The organism is Bradyrhizobium sp. NBAIM08 (genome assembly GCF_020193935.1).
Lineage (GTDB): Bacteria > Pseudomonadota > Alphaproteobacteria > Rhizobiales > Xanthobacteraceae > Bradyrhizobium > Bradyrhizobium yuanmingense.
Window position 1 is genome coordinate 158,715 of record NZ_JADYVR010000002.1, and the last position, 18,717, is coordinate 177,431.

Below are 18,717 nucleotides of genomic sequence, written 5' to 3' on the forward strand. Positions count from 1 at the left end.
CAACAACCTATTCCGCCGGGGCCGCCAGCGGACGCGGCTCGGATCGCCGCCGCAGGCGGTCGATCAGGAGGTAGATTACGGGCGTCGTGTACAGCGTCAGGATCTGCGAGACGAACAGGCCGCCGATGATGGTGATGCCGAGTGGGCGGCGCAGCTCCGTGCCGGGGCCGGTCGCGATCACCAGCGGAATGCCGGCAAACAGCGCCGCCATGGTCGTCATCAGGATCGGGCGGAAGCGCGCCTGGCAGGCCTCGAAGATCGCCTCCGCCGAGGACAGGCCGCGCTGGCGCTCGGCATCGAGCGCGAAGTCCACCATCATGATGCCGTTCTTCTTGACGATGCCGATCAGGAGGATGATGCCGACGAAGGCGATCACCGTCAGCGGCGTGTTGGTGAGCTGCAAGGCCAGCAGCGCACCCAAGCCGGCCGATGGCAGTGTCGAGATGATCGTGAGCGGATGGGCGAGGCTCTCATAGAGCACCCCGAGCACGATATACATCGCGACCAGCGCGCCGAGGATCAGGAGCGGCTGGCGACCGCTGGTCCTGGCGAAATCGCCGGCATTGCCGTCGAAGCTGCCGCGAATGCCTTCGGGCATGTGCAACTCGTCGACCGCGCGCTGGATGTTCTGGGTCGCCGCCTGAAGCGGCACGTCCGGCATCAGGTTGAAGGACACCGTGGTCGATGGGAACGACTGCGAATGATAGACGGCGAGCGCAGCGAGCCCGCGCGTCGCGCGCACCACGGCCGACAGCGGCACCTGCGCATCTCCCGCGCCGGCGACGTAGATGCGATCGAGATTGGAGGGGTCGACCTGGAACTTCGGGTCGATCTCCAGCACGGTCATGTACTGGTTCCGCTGGGTGTAGATGATCGAGATCTGCCGCTGTGCGAAAGCGTTGTTCAGCGCGTTGTCGATGTCCTGGACCCTGACGCCGAGCGCGGACGCCTTCTGGCGGTCGATGGCGAGCGTCAGTTGCAGCCCGCCGGGATCGCGATCGCTGGAGATGTCGGTGATGCCCTCCACGCTCTCCAGGCGCTTGGCCACGATCGGCGCCCATTTCTGCAACAGGCCGAGATCGGTGCTGGTGAGCGTATATTGGTAGTCGGAATCGCTCTGACGCCCGCCGGCCCGCACGTCCTGGGCAGCGAACATGAAGAGGCGGATGCCGGGCACGGGATATAGCGCGCGCCTGAGCCGTTCGATCACGACCTCAGTCGACACGTGGCCACGTTCCTCCGGCGGCTTCAGGCTGATGAACATGGTGCCGCGGTTCGAGGTCGCCGGACCCGGGCCCCCGCTGCCGACCGTCGAGCCGATGCCGGCCACGGCGGGATCCTTCATCACGATCTCGGCGAGCCGCTGCTGCAGGCCGAGCATCGACTGGAACGAGGTGTCCGCCGAGGCGCGCGTCGCGCCGATGATGAAGCCGGAATCGTCCGTGGGGAAGTAGCCTTTGGGGACCTTGATGTAGAGCGTCACCGTGAGCGCGATGGTGGCGAAGAACACCAGCAGCGTCAGCAGCGGGAATTCCAGCACGGTGCGCAGGGTGCGGGCGTAGAACACGATGGTGCGCGACAGCGCGCCTTCGATGATGCGGTCGAACAGCGTTGCCGTGCCGGAGGTGGCCTGCCGGATGTAATGGGCGCAGATCATCGGCGTGACCGTCAGCGACACCAGCGTCGAGACCAGGATGGCGAAGGTCAGCGTCAGCGAGAATTCGCGCAGGAGCCGACCGACGACGCCGTCCATGAAGATCAGCGGGGTGAAGGCCGCGATCAGCGACAGGCTGATCGAGACCACAGTGAAGCCGATCTGCTTGGCGCCCTCCTGCGCCGCCCGGAGCGGCCGCATGCCTTGCTCGAGGTTGCGGAACATGTTCTCGATCATGACGATGGCGTCGTCGACGACGAAGCCGACGGAGATGGCGAGCGCCATCAGCGACAGGTTGTCGATGGAGAAGCCCGCGACCCACATGCCGGCGCAAGTGCCGGCGAGTGCCAGCGGCACCGAGATGCCGGCCGCGATGGTCGGCGTCAGCCGCCGCAGGAACACGAACACGACGACCATCACCAGGACGGACGTTGCCAGCAGCGTCCATTGCATGTCCAGCACGCTGGCGCGGATCGTGCCGGTCCGATCGACCAGGGTGGAGATCTCTACACCGGCCGGAATCCACTGCTTCAGCTCGGGGATCAGCGCCTTGACCCGGTCGACGGTGTCGATGACGTTGGCATCGCCCTGCTTGGTGATCTGGATCAGAACCGCCGGCTGCCTGTTGAACCAGGCTATCGAGCGGACGTTGCGGACGGAATCCTCGATGTCGGCGACATCCGACAGCCGCACCAAATTATTGCCCGAGCTCTTGATGACGATGTCGCGGAACTCCTTCGCCGTGCGCATCTGCTTGTTCAGCGACAGCGTCTCGCTCTGGCGCTCGCCTTCGAAGATGCCGACGGGGCCGAGCGCGTTGGCGGCGATGATCGCGGTTCGCACGTCGTCAGTGGCGATTCCAGCATTGGACAGCGCAACCGGGTTGAGCTGCACGCGCACGGCCGGCTGGTCGGCGCCGGAGATCGACACGTTGCCGACGCCCGGCACCTGCGAGATGCGTTGCGCCAACACGCTATCCGCGACGTCGTAGATCGCCGACGGAGAGATCGTCTTGGAGGTCAACGCCAGCACGAAGATGGGTGCACCGGCCGTGTTTGCCTTGCGGAAACGCGGCAGCGTCGGCAAGTCGCTCGGCAGGTCGACCATCGCGGCGTTGATGGCCGCCTGCACGTCGCGCGCGGCCTTGTCGATGTTGCGGCCGATGTCGAACTGAAGCTGGATGCTGGTCGTGCCGAGGCTCGAGGTCGAGGTGATCTGGTTGATGCCGGCGATCTCTCCCAACCGCCGCTCAAGTGGCGACGCCACCGTCGCCGCCATCACGGACGGATCGGCGCCGGGCCGGCTGGCGGAGACGAAGATGGCGGGAAAGTCGACGTTCGGGACCGAGGCGACCGGCAGGAACCGGTAGGCGACGACACCCAGCAGGAACAGCCCGATCGACAGCAGCGTGGTCGCGACCGGGCGGCGGATGAAGGGCTCCGAGATCGATGCCATCACTGCATCCCCTCGGTCGCGCCGGCGACCGGCGGGCCGCCGGATCCAGCCGGCGGCAGCGCCTGCTCGAGGCGACGGTTGATGCGATCGAGCGCCAGATAGATCACGGGCGTCGTGTAAAGTGTCAGGAGCTGGCTGAGCAGCAGGCCGCCGATGATGGAGATGCCGAGCGGAAAGCGCAGCTCGGCGCCGGTGCCGCTTTCGATCGCGAGCGGCAGCGCCCCGAACAGCGCCGCCAACGTCGTCATCATGATCGGACGGAAGCGCAACAGACAGGCCTGCACGATGGCTTCACTGGGCGACATGCCCCGCCCGCGCTCGGCCTCGAGCGCAAAGTCGATCATCATGATCGCGTTCTTCTTGACGATGCCCATCAAGAGGATGATGCCAATCAGGCCGATCACCGAGAGGTCCTGTCCGCACAGCATCAGCGCCAGGATGGCGCCGACGCCGGCTGAGGGCAGCGTCGACAGGATCGTGATCGGATGGATATAGCTCTCGTAGAGCACCCCTAACACGATGTAGATCGTGATGACGGCGGCGAGCAGCAGCCAGGGCTGGCCGGCGAGTGCCTTGGCGAATTCGGCGGCATCGCCGGCATAGACTCCGACGATACTGCCCGGCACGCCGATGCGGGTCTCGATCACCTTTACGGCTTCGACGGCATCGCCGAGCGCCGCGCCCGGCGCCAGGTTGAAGCTGAGCGACACCGACGGGAATTGCGCCTGATGCGAGATCGCGAGCGGCGCCGTGGTCCGCTTCAGCGTCGCCACGGCCGACAGCGGCACCTGGGCATTGGGCGCGCCCGCGGTGGCGCTCGCGGCACCCGGCAGATAGAGCTTCGACAGGATCGAGGGATCGCGCTGATACATCGGCAGCGCCTCCAGCACCACCCGGTACTGGTTGGCCTGACCGTAGATGGTCGAGATCTGCCGCTGCGCGAAGGCGTCGTTCAGCGTGTCGGTGATTGCTTGCAGGCTCACGCCGAGCTGGCCGGCGCGCGTGCGGTCGACATCGAGCTGCGCCCGCAGGCCGCCCTCCTGCGCCTCGGAGGAGACGTCCCGGAACAAGGGATCGCGCCGCATCTCCGCAACCAGCTTGCGCGCCCATTCCGAGACCAGCGTCGCATCGGTGCCGGTCAGCGTGTACTGGTATTGCGAGCGGCTCGACTGGGTCGAGATCTGCACGTCTTGCACCGGCTGGAAATAGACGGTCATGCCGGGGATGCCGGAGACCCGCTCCTTCAACCGGGTCACGACCACGCTGACATCGTCGCGGCGCTCGCCGCGCGGCCGCAAGCTCATGACGAGGCGGCCGACATTGGTGGTCGGGTTGACGGAGCCCGCACCGATCACCGAGACCACGCCGACCACATCAGGGTCGGCCCTGATGGCCTCGGCCGCCTCGGCCTGCCGCCTCTTCATCTCCGCAAACGACACGTCGGGCCCCGCCTCCGTCACCGCCGTGATCGACGCGGTGTCCTGCAGCGGCAGGAAGCCCTTGGGCACGACGACATAGAGCACCAGGGTCGCGATCAGCGTAACGAAGGTCACGACCAGCGTGGCGCGCTGGCGCTCCAGCACCCACAACAGCGATCCGTGATAGGCGTCGACCGTGCGGTCGATGAAGCGGCTGATCGCGGCCAGTCCCGGCACGGCCAGCTCCTCGTGCGCGTGCTTGAGCAGCCGGGAGCACATCATCGGCGTCAGCGTCAGCGAGACCACCGCCGAGGTTACGACCGCAATCGTCAGGGTCAGCGCGAATTCGCGGAACATGCGTCCGACCAGGCCCGACATGAACAGGAGCGGGATGAAGACCGCAATTAGCGACACCGTCAGCGAGATCACGGTGAAGCCGATCTCGCTGGCGCCCTTGCGCGAGGCCTCCATCGCGCCGTCGCCATTTTCCATGTGGCGCACGATGTTCTCGATCATCACGATGGCATCGTCGACGACGAATCCGGTGCCAATCGTGAGCGCCATCAGCGACAGATTGTCGAGACTGAAGCCGGCAAAATACATGATGCCGAAGCTCGTGATCAGCGACAGCGGCAGCGCGACGCCGGCGATCACGGTCGCGCGCAACGAACGCAGGAACAGCAGCACCACCAGCGTCACCAGCACGACGGCAAGGACCAGCGTGAATTGTACGTCGCGCACCGAGGCGCGGATGGTGACGGTGCGATCGGAGACGATGGTGAGATTCACGCCGGCCGGGATCGCGCGCTGCAGTTTCGGGATCTCGGCGCGGATCTGGCTGACGACGTCGATGACGTTGGCGCCGGGCTGGCGCTGGATGTCGAGGATGACCGCCGGCGTGCCCTGGTACCAGCCGCCGGTGCGGTCGTTCTCGAGGCCGTCGACGATCTGGGCGACGTCGGCAATGGTCACCGGCGAGCCGTTGCGATAGGCGATGATGACGGGCTTGTAGGCTTCAGCCGCCGCGATCTGGTCGTTGGCGGCGATGATGTAGGATTGCTGCGCGCCGTCGAGCGAGCCTTTCGGCCCCGAGACATTGGCATTGGCGATCGCGGTGCGCAGATCTTCCATCGCGATGCCGTAGGCTGCAAGGCGCGCCAGATCGGCCTGGATGCGCACGGCCGGCTTCAACCCGCCCAGCACGGACACGCGCCCGACGCCGGAGATCTGGCTCAAACGTTGCGCCAGAATGGTGTCGGCGATGTCGCTCATCACCCGCAGCGAGATCGTGTCCGAGCGCAGCGCCAGCGTCATCACCGGCGCATCCGCCGGGTTCACCTTGGCGTAGGTCGGCGGGTAAGGCAGCGTCCTCGGCAGCACGCCCGCGGCGGCATTGATCGCGGCCTGCACGTCCTGCGTCGCCCCGTCGATGTCGCGGTTGAGCTCGAACTGCAGCGAGATCTGGCTGACGCCGAACGAGCTCGTCGAGTTCATCGCCGAGAGCGACGGGATCTGCCCGAGCTGCCGCTCCAGCGGCGCGGTGATCAGCGAGGCGATCACGTCCGGACTCGCGCCCGGCAGCTGCGTCGTCACCTGCACGGTCGGGAAATCGACCTGCGGCAGCGCCGAGACCGGGAGTGCGAAATAGCCGAGCAGCCCGCCGATCAGAAGCGCGATGCCGAGCAGCGAGGTCGCGATCGGCCGGCGGATGAAGGGTTCGGAGACACCCATGGGTTATGCCTGCCGCTTCAAGCGGCTGTTGTCGGGATCATGGCTGCTTGGCTCCACTTTCCGATGCCCCCGGCCCCGGCGCCGGTCCCGTCTGCCCCTTCTGGTCGCCTTCACTGCTCTTGCGCTTGGCGCGCAACTCGCCGTCCTTGGCTTGGCCGTCCTTCTGCCCGTCCTTCTGGCCTTCGTTAGCACCATCCTTCTTCTGAGCGTCCGGTGCGCGCGAGCGCTTGCGCGGGGCAAGATCGGCCGACGGAGTCTGGTCATCGCGGCCGACGATCACCTTGGAGCCGTCGGACAGATTTGCGAAGCCCGTGGTGACCACCCTCTCGCTCGCCGACAGGCCGCTCGCGATCACGGCGTCATGCTCGTTCTGCTGGGTCACCGTCACGGGCTTGGCCGAGACGATGTTGTCCGCGCCGATGACGTAGCTGAAAGTGCCGATCGGGCCGCGCTGCACCGCCGAGGTCGGCACCACCAGCGCCTGCGTCAAGGTCTCGACCTTGAGGCGGACATTGACGAACTGGCCCGGCCAGAGCTGGTAATTGGCATTGGGGAATTCGGCCTTGAGCTTGAGCGTGCCGGTGGTCTGGTCGACCTGGTTGTCGATGCCGGTGAGCTTGCCAGTATCGATCACCGTGATGCCGTCATTGCCGAACACGTCGACCGCGAGCGGCCCCTTCGCTGCCGCCGCGTTGACGCGCATGATCTGCTGTTGCGGCAGGCTGAACCACACCGCGATCGGCTGCAATTGCGTGATCACCACGAGGCCCGTGGTGTCGGAGGCATGGATGATGTTGCCCTGGTCGACCAGGCGCAGGCCAACGCGGCCCGAGATCGGCGCCACGATCTTGGTGTAGCTCAGCGTCGCCGCCGCGTTGTCGATCGCAGCCTGGTCGGCCTTGACCAGCGCCTCGGTCTGCGCGACCAACGCACGCTGGGTGTCGGCCTGCTGCTTGGAGCCGGCGTTGGAGGCCGCGAGCTGCTCGTAGCGCGCCAGGTCGATGCGTTGGTTGGCGAGCTGGGCCTGATCCTGCGCCTTCTTGGCAACCGCCTGGTCGTACTGAGCCTGATAGATCGCCGGATCGATTTCGCCGAGCACGTCGCCCTTCTTGACGTCCTGGCCTTCCGTGAAGTTGACCGCGATCAGCTTGCCGTCGACCTGCGAGCGCACGGTTACGGTGTTGAGCGCGCGGATCGCGCCGACGCCGTCGAGATAAACCGGCACGTCCTGGATGCGCGGGCTCGCCGCCAGCACCGGCACCGGTAGATCGGGGCGCTGATTGCGGTTGTTCGCCTGCTGCTGCTGCATTGCAATCCAGCCGACGTAACCAAGGCCGCCAAGGATCGCGAGCGTGATCAGGGTCATGACGAAGCTGCGGCCGCGCGATCGCTTCGCCGTCCCCTCTCGCGCGCCTTGCTTGGTGTCCGGCTTAAAGAGCATTGACCGGTTTCTCCATTCGCGGCTCCCAGCCGCCGCCGAGCGCCTGGTACAGGCTGACGATGGCCAGAAGCCGTGCGAGTTGGGCCTGCCACAACGCGTCTTCCGCCTGGAACAGGGTCAGCTGGGTGTTGAGCACGGTCACGATGTCGGCGGTGCCGGCGCGCAATTGCTGCTCGGAGAGATCGAAGGCGCGACGCGAGGCGGCGACGACGTCGCGCTGCAATTGCAGCCTGATCGTGGTCTGCTTGATCGAGAACAGCGCGTTGTCGACGTCGGCAAAGGCCTGGATGATGGTCTTGCGATAGGTTTGCAGCAGCTCGTCCTGCCGCGCCTTGGCCAACTCGAAATTGCCGAGGATCCTGCCGCCGTCGAAGATCGGCTGTGTCGCGCTGCCGACGAGCTGGAAGAAGGCCGCATGCGGCTGGAACAGCGAGACCAGCGCCGAGCTCTGGTAGCCGCCATTGCCGGTGAGCTGGATGGTCGGAAAGAATTGTGCCCGGGCATTGCCGATGTTGGCGGTGGCCGAGGCGAGCTGCGCCTCCTGTCGGCGGATGTCCGGCCGCTGCGTCAGCAACTCCGACGGCAGGCCGGGCGTCACGCGCGGGATCGCGATCCGGTCCAGAGAGCCGCCGTGCACGCGCACGCTCTCCGGCGGCCGCGACACCAGCACGGCGAGCGCGTTGACGTTCTGGTCCAGCGTCTGGCGCAACGGCGGCACCAGCGCCTTCTGGTTCGCCAGTACGCTCTCCTGCTGGGCGACGTCGAGATCGGTGCCGGTGCCGGCCCTGCGGCGCTCCCTCACCGCATCGAGGATGCGCTGCGCGCTTGCGATGTTGCGCTGTGAGGTCCTGATGCGGTCCTGCGAGGCCAGCACCTGGAAATAGGCGTTGGCGACGGCGGCGAGCGTGGTCAGCGCGACCGTGTCGCGATCGAAACGGTTGGCGTTCGCCGTCTCCTCTGCCGATTGCAGCGCGTCGCGGTTCTGGCCCCAGAAATCGAGCTGATAGCTCGCGCTCAGCGAGGCCGAATAATTGACGACCTCGCGTCCGCCGATGGACAGTCCCGAAGCGCTCGAGCCCGATGTGCGCGAATAGGTTTCGGATCCGCCTGTCGAGACACTCGGCAGCAGCGCCGCGCCGGCCTGCCGCGCCTGGGCGTCGGCCTGGACGATGCGCGCCACGGCCGCGGCGATGTCGAGATTGACGGTCTGCGCCTCCTCCATCAGCTGCGCGAGCTCCGCAGAGCGGAAGCCGCGCCACCAATCCAGCGACGGCGGCGCGTCGCCTTTACCGGCATATTTGTAATGCCTGGGAACGTCGAGCGCGGGATCGGGAAGATCCTGGGTCAGCACGCACGCCCCCGAGCCGGCGGCGAGGCACAGCACCGCAATCCATCGTGCCGCGCGCAGCGTTCCGAATGCAGAACCGAGGGACCGCCGCGAGGCGATCACTGGAACTTGCTGTGTCACATCCACCCCCCGCCGGGCAGATCAAGCCGCCGCAACGCTGCCGGATTAACCGATTCGCGGCGGGATGGTCGGGAGGGTTTGGACGACGCGCTCACAGTAATGATGCTTTCTGCGGAACTTGAGCTTCATACTAGCCGGGCGCGGAACGGCGGGACAGTGCCGCAATTGCGAGATGCCCGTGCCAACGAGGCGGGAGCGAACTGACAAGAATGCGAAAAGCGCCTGTCTCGCAGAGACTTTCTTCATTGCGAAACATTCGGAAACGTAAGCAAGCTTACCAAGATTTCATGTGATATCGCGGCCACACCCGTTGCTGCAGGGTTCGCTTCGCCTCTCCCGCTGCGGCGGCTGAGGTTCTTACCACCGAGGGACAACCGCATTTCTAGACAATCCCCCGCGAACAGGACACGCGCCCTGTCGCGACCCGTTTCGCCCGTGGCAAGAATTGGTCGCAACAACGTTGATCGGGAGCGCAATCGTTTCGTGCACGGGCCGGGGTTGGGCCATTTCCTACTGCAGGCATATCACTGTTTCCGCGGGCGTTTCGGTCGGGTTCGCCGCAGCGCAAAAGCCTTCCCCTTTGGCCTCCCAAGCACTAGGTTCGGGCCAAAGCCGATCAACCCCTTGGTAGTGATTTTCCCCGACATGACCATTCGCAACGACGTTGTCGAAGCCATCGGCAACACCCCCCTGATCAAGCTCAAGCAGGCTTCGGAATTGACCGGCTGCACCATCCTGGGCAAGGCCGAGTTCATGAATCCCGGTCAGTCGGTGAAGGACCGCGCCGGGAAATGGATGATCCTGGAGGCCGAGAAGCGCGGCGAGCTGAAGCCCGGCGGCCTGGTGGTGGAAGCGACCGCCGGCAATACCGGCATCGGCCTTGCCGTGGTTGCGAGCGCGCGCGGCTATCGCACCCTGATCGTGATCCCGGAGACGCAGAGCCAGGAGAAGAAGGATTTCCTGAAGCTTTGCGGTGCCGAGCTGATCGAGGTGCCGGCCCTTCCCTACGCCAACCCCAACAACTACCAGCATGTTGGCCGGCGGCTCGCCGACGAGCTGCGCAAGACCGAGCCCAATGGCGTGCTGTTCGCCGACCAATGGAACAACCTGGACAACGCCAAGGCGCATTACGAATCCACGGGGCCTGAGATCTGGGAGCAGACCGGCGGCAAGGTCGACGGCTTCGTCTGCTCGGTCGGCAGCGGCGGCACGCTCGCCGGCGTCAGCCGCTATCTGAAGGAGAAGAACAAGAACATCCGCATCGCCTGCGCCGATCCGCACGGTGCCGGCATGTACGAATATTTCAGGACCGGCGATCCCAAGGCGACGCCGGGCGGCTCCATCACGGAGGGCATCGGCCTCAACCGCGCCACCGCGATCGTCGAGACTGCCAAGGTCGACGATGCCTATCTCATTCCCGACACCGACGCCGTCAGTGCGATCTACGAGCTGCTCCAGCATGAAGGTCTGTGCCTCGGCGGCTCGACGGGCATCAATGTCGTCGGCGCGATGCGGCTTGCGAAGCAGCTCGGGCCCGGCAAGACGATCGTCACCGTGCTGTGCGATTCCGGCAGCCGCTATCTGTCGAAGCTGTTCAACGCCGACTTCATGCGCGCCAAGAACCTGCCGGTGCCGGAATGGCTGGAGAAGCGCAGCAACATCAAGCCGCCCTTCGTCTGATCGTCACGCGCATCCTCGGGCCGAAGGCGCAGATCCACAAAATCTGCGCGGTTCGGCCGGCTTAAGCGACCTCCCCGCTTTCCGAGGCCGCGGCACAATAGTCGCGCCAGAACTTGCGGTAGCCCTCCTCGACCCTGCGCGTGTAGGTTTCGACATTACCCGCGGCCGACGCCGCGATCCGGGCCGGCAATTCCGCGCGCAGCCTTGCCAGATGCGCGGGCTGGGCAGCGAATTTGCACGCGATGGCGGCGTAGCCCTCGTCGTCCTCGGCCACCCAGTCGTCGAGACCGACGGCGGCCACGATGGAGCCGCCGGCGCGCGAGGATGCGCCGTGGCCGAGCTTGGCGACGACCGGAACGCCCGCATAGAGGGATTCCCAGGTGCTGACGCCGCCGTTCTGCGGAAACGGATCGAGCGAAATATCGACCAGCGCGAAGGCTCGCAGATGATCGGCGCGCTCGGACGAGCCGAGACAAGTGATCCTCTCCTCGGCAATCCCGTGGGCGACAAAGCGCGCGAGAAGGCCGTCGCGCACCAGGGGATCGTCGAGCAGCGTATGCTTGATGATGATCTTCGATCCGGCCACCTCCCGCATCACGTTCGACCACACGCGAATGGCCTCGTCCGAGATCTTGTTGACGCGGTTGAACACGCCGAAGGTGACGTAGCCGTTGCGGAGCATGGGAAGCTCCGAAGGCGGCACATCGAGGATGGGATCGATCGTGATCAGGCACGGCAGGTCATAGACCTTTTCGGCCAGCAGATGCCGCGCCGATTGCGGAATGAAGACCGGGTCCGCGAGCACGTAGTCCATCGTCCGAAGGCCGGTACCGGTCGCGTGCCCGAAGCCCGTGACCTGGATGGGAGCCGGCTTGCGGGCGAAGACCTGAAGCCTGTTGCCCGACGAGTGCCCGGACACGTCGATCAGGATATCGACCTTGTCGGCCTCGATACGATCGGCCAGTTCGTCGTCGAACATCTGCCAGGCATCGACCCAGCCGTCTGCCGCCGACTTGAATTCGGCTGTGATCGCATCTCGTGTCGGCGAGCACGAATAGCAGACGACCTCGAAGCTGGCATGATCGTGATGGCGCAGCACCGGCAGCAAGCCGAACGCCGCCGAATGATACCAGAATTCGGCGGAAACATAGCCGATCACGATCCGCCTGTCGGGATCGAGCTGCCGGGGGGCGAGCTTCCTCTGCGGCACGCGGGCACCGATCGCTTCGCCCCAGGACCGTCGCGTCGCCTGCTGGATCGTGAAATCGGCGTCGGGGAGAAAGTCCAGATAGTAGATCTTCCGCGCCATCAAGTCTGGATCCGGCGAGATCGCCAACGCGGCGTCGAGATGTTCGATTGCGGACGCGATTTCTCCCTGATTTGCAAAACAGGAGCTCAGCAACGCCAATGCGATCGTGGAACGTGGATTCTGCTCGAGCAAGGTCGTGCAGGCCAGGATCGCCTGTGCGGTGTTTCCCAGGCTGAGCGAGACCTCCGCCTTGCCCCGCAAGGCCATCTCGAACCGGGGTGAAAGCGCAAGTGCCGCATCGAAGTCCGCGGCCGCCTGTTCCAGCCGCGACAGGGACGAATTGAGGCGTCCGCGCTGCGCCAGGATCTTCGCTGAATCGGGCTTGATCGCGAACGCCGCTGCGAGCGCAGCCTCCGCCTCATCGTAGCGCTTGAGCTCGATGCTGACCACGCCTTTGCCGATGAGCGACTCGACGTGGCGCGGCTGAAACAGCAGCGCGCGATCAAAGCTCTCCCTGGCGCGGTCGAACCGGAACAGCGCCAGCTCCGCCACGCCACGATTGCAAAACGCGTCGGCGTAGTCGGGCTTCAGCTTGATCGCGCGATCGTAGACCTCGATGGCCTGTTCGGGCAGGTTCATCTGGAGCAGGGTGTTGCCGAGACCGGCCAGGGCCGGCGTAAAATTCGGCTTCAGCGCAATCGCTTTCTCCTGACAGGCGCGGGCCGCTTCCAGTTTCTGAAGCACGAAGTAGAGCGCCGCGAGATTGCTCTGAGCCTCGTGCGAACGCGGATCGATCGCAATCGCGCGCTCGAGCAGCTGTTGCGCCTCGTCGAGGCGCCCGCCCTGCTGCACGCTGAGGCCGAGCACGTGCGTCGCGTCGAAATGATCCGGAACGGCTTGCAAGATCTGGCGGCAGAGCGCCTCGCTCTCCGCATATCTGCCTTGACCATAGGCGCTCGCCGCGGCGGAGATGACGGCGTCGGCCTGCTTCTTCAATTTCTTCTGCAATCGCGCATTCTGGAATGCGCGCGCGCCGACGCTGCTCTGCAAGGTGTCTCTCCGGAAGATGGCCCAAGGCCGAGTCTAACTGATTCGCGCACCGACCCGGCCGGGCTGCCGGACCAGAAATCCGTCCGGGATATCCCGGGGGTCGCCTGCAGGATGCGGCTCAGGAGCCGCCAGGTGCGTCCGCCCCGCTGACCGCAGCGTCGCCGTGCTCGGCGGCAGCGGCACAATAGTCGCGCCAGAACTTTCGGTAACCCGCCTCGAGCTCACGCGTGTAGATCTCGACATTGCCGGCGGGCGAGGCTGCGATCTGGGCCGGTAAGCCCGCGCGCAACTTTGCCAGATATTCGGGCTGCGAGGCGAACTTGCGGGCGATCTCGACATAACCGTCGTCATCCTCCGCGACCCAGTCGCCGAGGCCGACGGCCGCCACGATGGAGGCGCCGGCACGCGAGGAGGCTCCAATGCCGAGCTTGGCCACGACCGGAACGCCCTTGTAGAGGGATTCCCAGGTGCTGATGCCGCCGTTCTGCGGGAACGTGTCGAGGGAAATATCGATCTTGTCGAAGGCCATCAGATGGTCGTCACGCGAGGTGGTGCCGAGGCAAGTGATGTCCTCCTCCGCAATACCCTGTGCGATGAAGCGTGCGACCAGGCTATCGCGCAGCAGGGCATCGTCGAGCAAACCATGCTTGAGGATGATCTTCGATCCCGGCACTTCCCGCATGATGCGCGACCACACGCGGATCGCATCATCCGAGATCTTGTAGATGCGGTTGAACACACCAAAGGTGACGTAGCCGTTGCGGAGCATCGGCAGCTCGGAGGGCTTTAGATTGGTGACCGGCTCCATCGTGATCAGGCACGGCAGATCGTGGATCTTCTCGGGAAACAAATGCCGGGCCGATGGCGGAATGAAAATGGGATCGGCGAGCACGTAATCCATGGTCGGCATGCCCGTACCCGTCGCGTGTCCGAAGCCGGTGGCCTGGATCGGAGCCGGCTTCCGCGCGAAGCATTGCAGCCTGTTGCCGGTCGTGTGGCCGGAAACGTCGATCAGAATGTCGACATTGTCGGCCTGAATACGATCGGCGAGCTCGTCGTCCGACATCTGCCAAGCGTCGACCCAGACATCCGCCAGCGCCTTGAACTTGGCGGTGTACTCGTCCGCCCCCGGCCAGGCGTAATAGCAGACGATCTTGAACTTGGCGTGATCATGATGGCGCAACACGGGCAGCAAGGTGAGTCCCGCCGAGTGTTGTCGGAATTCGGCCGCGACATATCCGACCACAATCTGCTTGTCCGGATCCAGCGGCCGCTTCGGCAGCGTCCTTTGCGGAATCCTCGAGCCGATTGCATCCCACCAGGACTTTCGCACCGCCTGCTGGACCGCGAAATCCGCCTCCGCAAGGTAGTCCAGCAAGAAGATCTTGCCTCTGATCGCGTCTCCATAGTCCGGTCGGAGCGCCAGCGCGCGATCGAGATATTCAATCGCGGATTCCATATCTCCCTGGTTCGAATAAGCGAAGCCCAGAAGCGCCAACCCCATCTCCGAGCGAGGATTTCGCTCGATCAAGGTCGTTGCGGCCGCCATCGCCTGCGCGGTCCTTCCCATGACGAGGCAGACCTGCGCCTTGCCCCGAAGGGCCAGCTCGAGCTTGGGCGAAATCGCAAGCGCCGCATCGAAATCCGCCAGCGCCTCCTGCAGGTGCTGCAGCTCGTAACTGAGCCGTCCGCGCTGGGCCAGAATTCGTGGCGCGCCTGGCTTGATTGCGAGGGCCTGAGCGAACTTGGCTGCGGCCTCCTCGTGGTGCCGCAGCTCCATGCTGACCATGCCGCTGCCGACGATGGCCTCGGCGTGACGCGGCTGAAACAGCAGGGCGCGATCGAAGCTCTCCTTGGCACGCATGATCTGCCCAAGCACGATCTCGACCATGCCGCGATTGCAGAGCGCATCGGCATAATCCGGTTTAATCTTGATGGCGCGCTCGTGCATCTCGAGCGCCTGTTCGTACAGCCCCATATGCATCAGCGTGTTGCCGAGGTTGGTCAGCGCCACCGGGAAATTCGGCTTGAGCGCGATCGCCCTCTCCTGGCAGCGCCGCGCCTCTTCGTAATTGCCGAGGTCGAAATGCACGGTCGCGAGGTTGTTATGGGCATCGTGCAGGCGCGGATCGAGCGCGATCACGCGCTCGAGCAGCTCCCTCGCCTCTTCCAGGCGCCGGCCGTCATGGGCGCACATGCCGAGCAGGTGCATGGCATCGACATGATCCGGAAGGGCTTTCAGGATCTCGCGGCATAGCGCCTCGGTCTCGGCATATCGGCCCTGGCCATAGGCGTTCGCGGCAGCGGCAATGACGGCGTCGGCCTGCTTCATCAACTTCTTCTGCAATCGCGCATTCTGGAACGCGCGCGCGCCGCCGCCGCTCTTCTGCAAGGTGTATCTCCGGAGGATGCCCTCAGCAGAGTCTAACTGATTCGCGAGCTTGGCCTGCCGGTCACCGGAGTCCTATCGCCTCCGGGATTTCCCGGGGCCCAGCGCAATCGTCCTACGCCACCTCCGAGGCGGCGGCGCAATAATCGCGCCAGAACCGGCGATAGGCCGCTTCGACCTCGCGCGTGTAAAATTCGACGTCGCCGGCCCGCGAGGCTGCGATCCGAGCCGGCAGATCCGCCCGCAGCTTTGCCAGGTAGGCCGGCTGCGCCGCGTGTTTGCACGCAATCGCGGCATAGCCCGCGTCATCCTCGGCGACCCAGTCCTCCAGGCCGACGGCGGCAACGATGGAGCCGCCGGCGCGCGACGAAGCGCCGCTGCCGAGCTTGGCGACCACGGGAACGCCGGCATAGAGGGACTCCCAGGTGCTGATGCCGCCGTTCTGCGGGAAGGTGTCGAGGGAAATGTCGACCATCGCGAAGGCCCGCAGATGCTCGGGACGCGAGGTCGAGCCCATGCAGACCACGTTCTCTTCGGCGATGCCCTGTGCCGCGAACCGCGCGATCAGTCGATCGCGCAGCAATGGATCGTCAAGCAGCCCGTTCTTGACGATGATCTTCGATCCCCTCACCGCATGCATCACGTTCGACCACACCCGGATGGCCTCGTCCGAAATCTTGAAGATGCGGTTGAACACCCCGAAAGTGACGTAGCCGTTGCGGAGCATGGGTGGCTCTGAACGCGGAATGTCCAGGATCGGATCGATCGTGATCAGGCACGGCAGGTCGTGCACCTTCTCGGCCAGGAGATGGCGCGCCGATTGCGGGATGAAGATCGGGTCCGCGAGCACGTAGTCCATGGTTTGAAGGCCCGTCCCCGTGGCATGCCCGAAGCCCGTCACCTGGATCGGCGCCGGCTTGCGGGCGAAGACATGAAGCCTGCTGCCGGTCGTGTGCCCGGAGACATCGATCAGAATATCGATGCCATCGGCCTGGATGCGGTCGGCCAGCTCGTCATCGGACAATTGTGCGGCATCGACGAAGACATCCGCGAGAGGCTTGAAGCTCTCCGTCATCTCGTCCTGCACCGGCCAGCAGGAATAGCAGACGACCTTGAACTGGGCGTGATCATGATTGCGCAGCACCGGCAACAGAGAGTATGCCGCCGAGTGGTTCCTGAATTCGGATGCGACGTATCCGATCACGATCCGCCGGTCAGGATCGAGTGGCCGCGGCGCCAGCGTCCTTTGCTGCAGCTTCGCGCCGATCGCGTCCCACCAGTATTTCCGCGCGGCCTGCTGGGCGGCGAAATCGGCCTCCGGCAGGTAGTCCAGCACGAAGATCTTGTATCCGATCGCCTCCGGAAAATCCGGCGCGATCTCGAGCGCGGCGTCGAGGTGCGCGAGCGCGGTCGCGATGTCTCCCTGGTTCACATGGCACGCCGCCAAAAGCGCCAACCCCATCTCGGATTGCGGATTGACCTCGAGCAGCGTCTTGACGCCTGCCATCGCCCGCGCCGTGTTGCCCGCGAGAATGTCGATCTGCGCCCGCCAGCACAGCGCGAGCTCGAGCCGTGGCGATTGCGCCAGCGCCGCGTCGAGGTCCGCGGCCGCCTGCTCCAGCCGGGCTAAACTCAAATTGAGCCTTCCACGCTGCAACAGAATCCGCGGCGAACCCGGCTTGATCGCGAGCGCGGCGTCGAAGGCGGCACCCGCCTGCGCGAAGTGCCGGAGCTCGAGGCTGACCATCCCCCTGCCCGCGATCGCCTCGGCGTGAGATGGCTGAAATGTCAGGGCACGGTCGAAGCTCGCTTTGGCGCGCTCGAACTGGCCCGTCATCAATTCCGCCATGCCGCGGTTGCAAAACGCATCGGCATAATCCGGCTTCAGCCTGATCGCCCGCTCGTGCAGCCCGATCGCCTCGTTGCCGAGGCCGATGTGCAGCAACGTATTGCCGAGATTGGTCAGGGTGATCGGACAATTCGGCTTGAGCGCGATGGCCTTCTCCTGGCAGGCGCGGGCGCCAGCGAATTTCTCCAGCGCGAAATAGACGGCGCCGAGATTGCCGTGCGCATCGGGCGAACGCGGCTCGAGTGCAATCGCACGCTCGAGCAGGAATTCCGCCTCGTCGAGCCGCCCGCCGTCGAACGCGCGCAGGCCGAGCAGGTGCGTGGCATGAAAATGATCCGGCACCTCCTTCAAGATCTCGCGGCAGAGCATCTCGGCCTCATCAGGCCTGCCCTGCCCGAGTGCCTCGATCGCGAAGGCCATGACGGCGTCCGCCTGCTTCTTCAGCTTCTTTTCCAGTCGCGCATTCTGGTATGCGCGCACGCCGGCACTGCTCTGCAAGGTCTCTCTCCGGAGGATGGTCCGAAAAGAAGCAAGCCGATTCGGATGGTGCCAGGCTTGCGGTCAGACCGGCGAGGCCACAGGTCGCCGGGCTCAGCGCAAAATCTGGCTCAGGAACAGCTTGGTGCGGGCGTGCTGCGGGGCGGCGAAGAACTCGTTCGGAGTGTTGGCCTCGATGATCTGCCCGGCATCCATGAACACGACGCGGTTGGCGACCTCGCGGGCAAAGCCCATCTCGTGAGTGACGACCAGCATGGTCATGCCTTCCTCGGCGAGGTCGACCATGGTGTCGAGCACCTCCTTGACCATCTCGGGGTCGAGCGCCGAGGTCGGCTCGTCGAACAGCATCACCTTCGGGTTCATGGTCAGGGCTCGCGCGATCGCGACGCGCTGCTGCTGGCCGCCGGACATCTGACCCGGAAACTTGTTGGCCTGGTGCGGGATCTTGACGCGCTCGAGGAACTTCATCGCCGTCACCTCGGCGTCCTTCTTGGGGATGTTGCGGACCCAGATCGGCGCCAGCGTGCAATTGTCGAGCACGGTCAGATGCGGGAACAGGTTGAAGCTTTGGAACACCATGCCGACTTCACGGCGGACCGCGTCGACGTGCTTGAGGTTCGGCCCGAGCTCGATGCCGTCGACGACGATCTCGCCTTCCTGGAATTCCTCCAGCGCATTGATGCAGCGGATCAGCGTGGACTTGCCCGAGCCCGAGGGGCCGCAGATCACGATGCGTTCGCCCTTCTGCACCGCGAGATCGACGTCACGCAGGACGTGGAATTCGCCGTACCATTTGTTCAGGCCGGAAATCTTGACGATGGGCTCGGACATGGTG

9 protein-coding genes are annotated in these 18,717 nt (G+C 65.1%); 1 reads left to right on the forward strand and 8 read right to left on the reverse strand.

All coding sequences use genetic code 11. The features are described from left to right. Positions 1-7: 7 nt before the first annotated feature. From I6F37_RS06790 to I6F37_RS06805, 4 genes are read right to left on the reverse strand one after another with little or no spacing between them, the layout of a single operon-like run. Entirely contained in the window at positions 8-3,109 is a 3,102-nt protein-coding gene (locus I6F37_RS06790) for an efflux RND transporter permease subunit (protein WP_225150699.1), read from the reverse strand. Beyond that, positions 3,109-6,258, reverse strand: coding sequence for an efflux RND transporter permease subunit (locus tag I6F37_RS06795; RefSeq protein WP_225150701.1), 3,150 nt, complete (start codon positions 6,256-6,258; stop codon positions 3,109-3,111). The genes I6F37_RS06790 and I6F37_RS06795 overlap by 1 nt, the downstream gene beginning before the upstream one ends. Positions 6,259-6,295: 37 nt before the next feature. Continuing rightward, positions 6,296-7,699 (reverse strand): efflux RND transporter periplasmic adaptor subunit, encoded by a 1,404-nt coding sequence (locus I6F37_RS06800; RefSeq protein ID WP_035999538.1) that lies wholly within the window; start codon positions 7,697-7,699, stop codon positions 6,296-6,298. Further along, positions 7,689-9,173 carry an efflux transporter outer membrane subunit gene (locus I6F37_RS06805; protein ID WP_225150704.1) on the reverse strand — a complete coding sequence of 495 codons (1,485 nt, stop codon included), beginning with the start codon at positions 9,171-9,173 and terminating at the stop codon, positions 7,689-7,691. The genes I6F37_RS06800 and I6F37_RS06805 overlap by 11 nt, the downstream gene beginning before the upstream one ends. Positions 9,174-9,812: 639 nt before the next feature. Here I6F37_RS06805 and I6F37_RS06810 point away from each other — a divergent pair. Further along, positions 9,813-10,847 (forward strand): cysteine synthase A, encoded by a 1,035-nt coding sequence (locus I6F37_RS06810; protein ID WP_035999544.1) that lies wholly within the window; start codon positions 9,813-9,815, stop codon positions 10,845-10,847. A 61-nt stretch (positions 10,848-10,908) separates the two neighbouring features. Here I6F37_RS06810 and I6F37_RS06815 read toward each other — a convergent pair whose 3' ends face one another. From I6F37_RS06815 to I6F37_RS06830, 4 genes are all read right to left on the reverse strand, one after another. After that, complete coding sequence (locus I6F37_RS06815; RefSeq protein WP_225150706.1) at positions 10,909-13,146, reverse strand: tetratricopeptide repeat protein; 2,238 nt, start codon at positions 13,144-13,146, stop codon at positions 10,909-10,911. A 118-nt stretch (positions 13,147-13,264) separates the two neighbouring features. Next, the gene (locus I6F37_RS06820) at positions 13,265-15,538 is read right to left on the reverse strand and encodes a tetratricopeptide repeat protein (protein WP_225150708.1); all 2,274 of its coding nucleotides are present in this window, start codon (positions 15,536-15,538) and stop codon (positions 13,265-13,267) included. Positions 15,539-15,650: 112 nt separating this feature from the next. Beyond that, the gene (locus I6F37_RS06825) at positions 15,651-17,882 is read right to left on the reverse strand and encodes a tetratricopeptide repeat protein (protein WP_225150710.1); all 2,232 of its coding nucleotides are present in this window, start codon (positions 17,880-17,882) and stop codon (positions 15,651-15,653) included. A 93-nt stretch (positions 17,883-17,975) separates the two neighbouring features. Further along, a complete protein-coding gene (locus I6F37_RS06830) occupies positions 17,976-18,713 on the reverse strand; it encodes an amino acid ABC transporter ATP-binding protein (protein ID WP_035999552.1) in 738 nt (245 codons plus the stop codon). Positions 18,714-18,717: the final 4 nt, after the last annotated feature.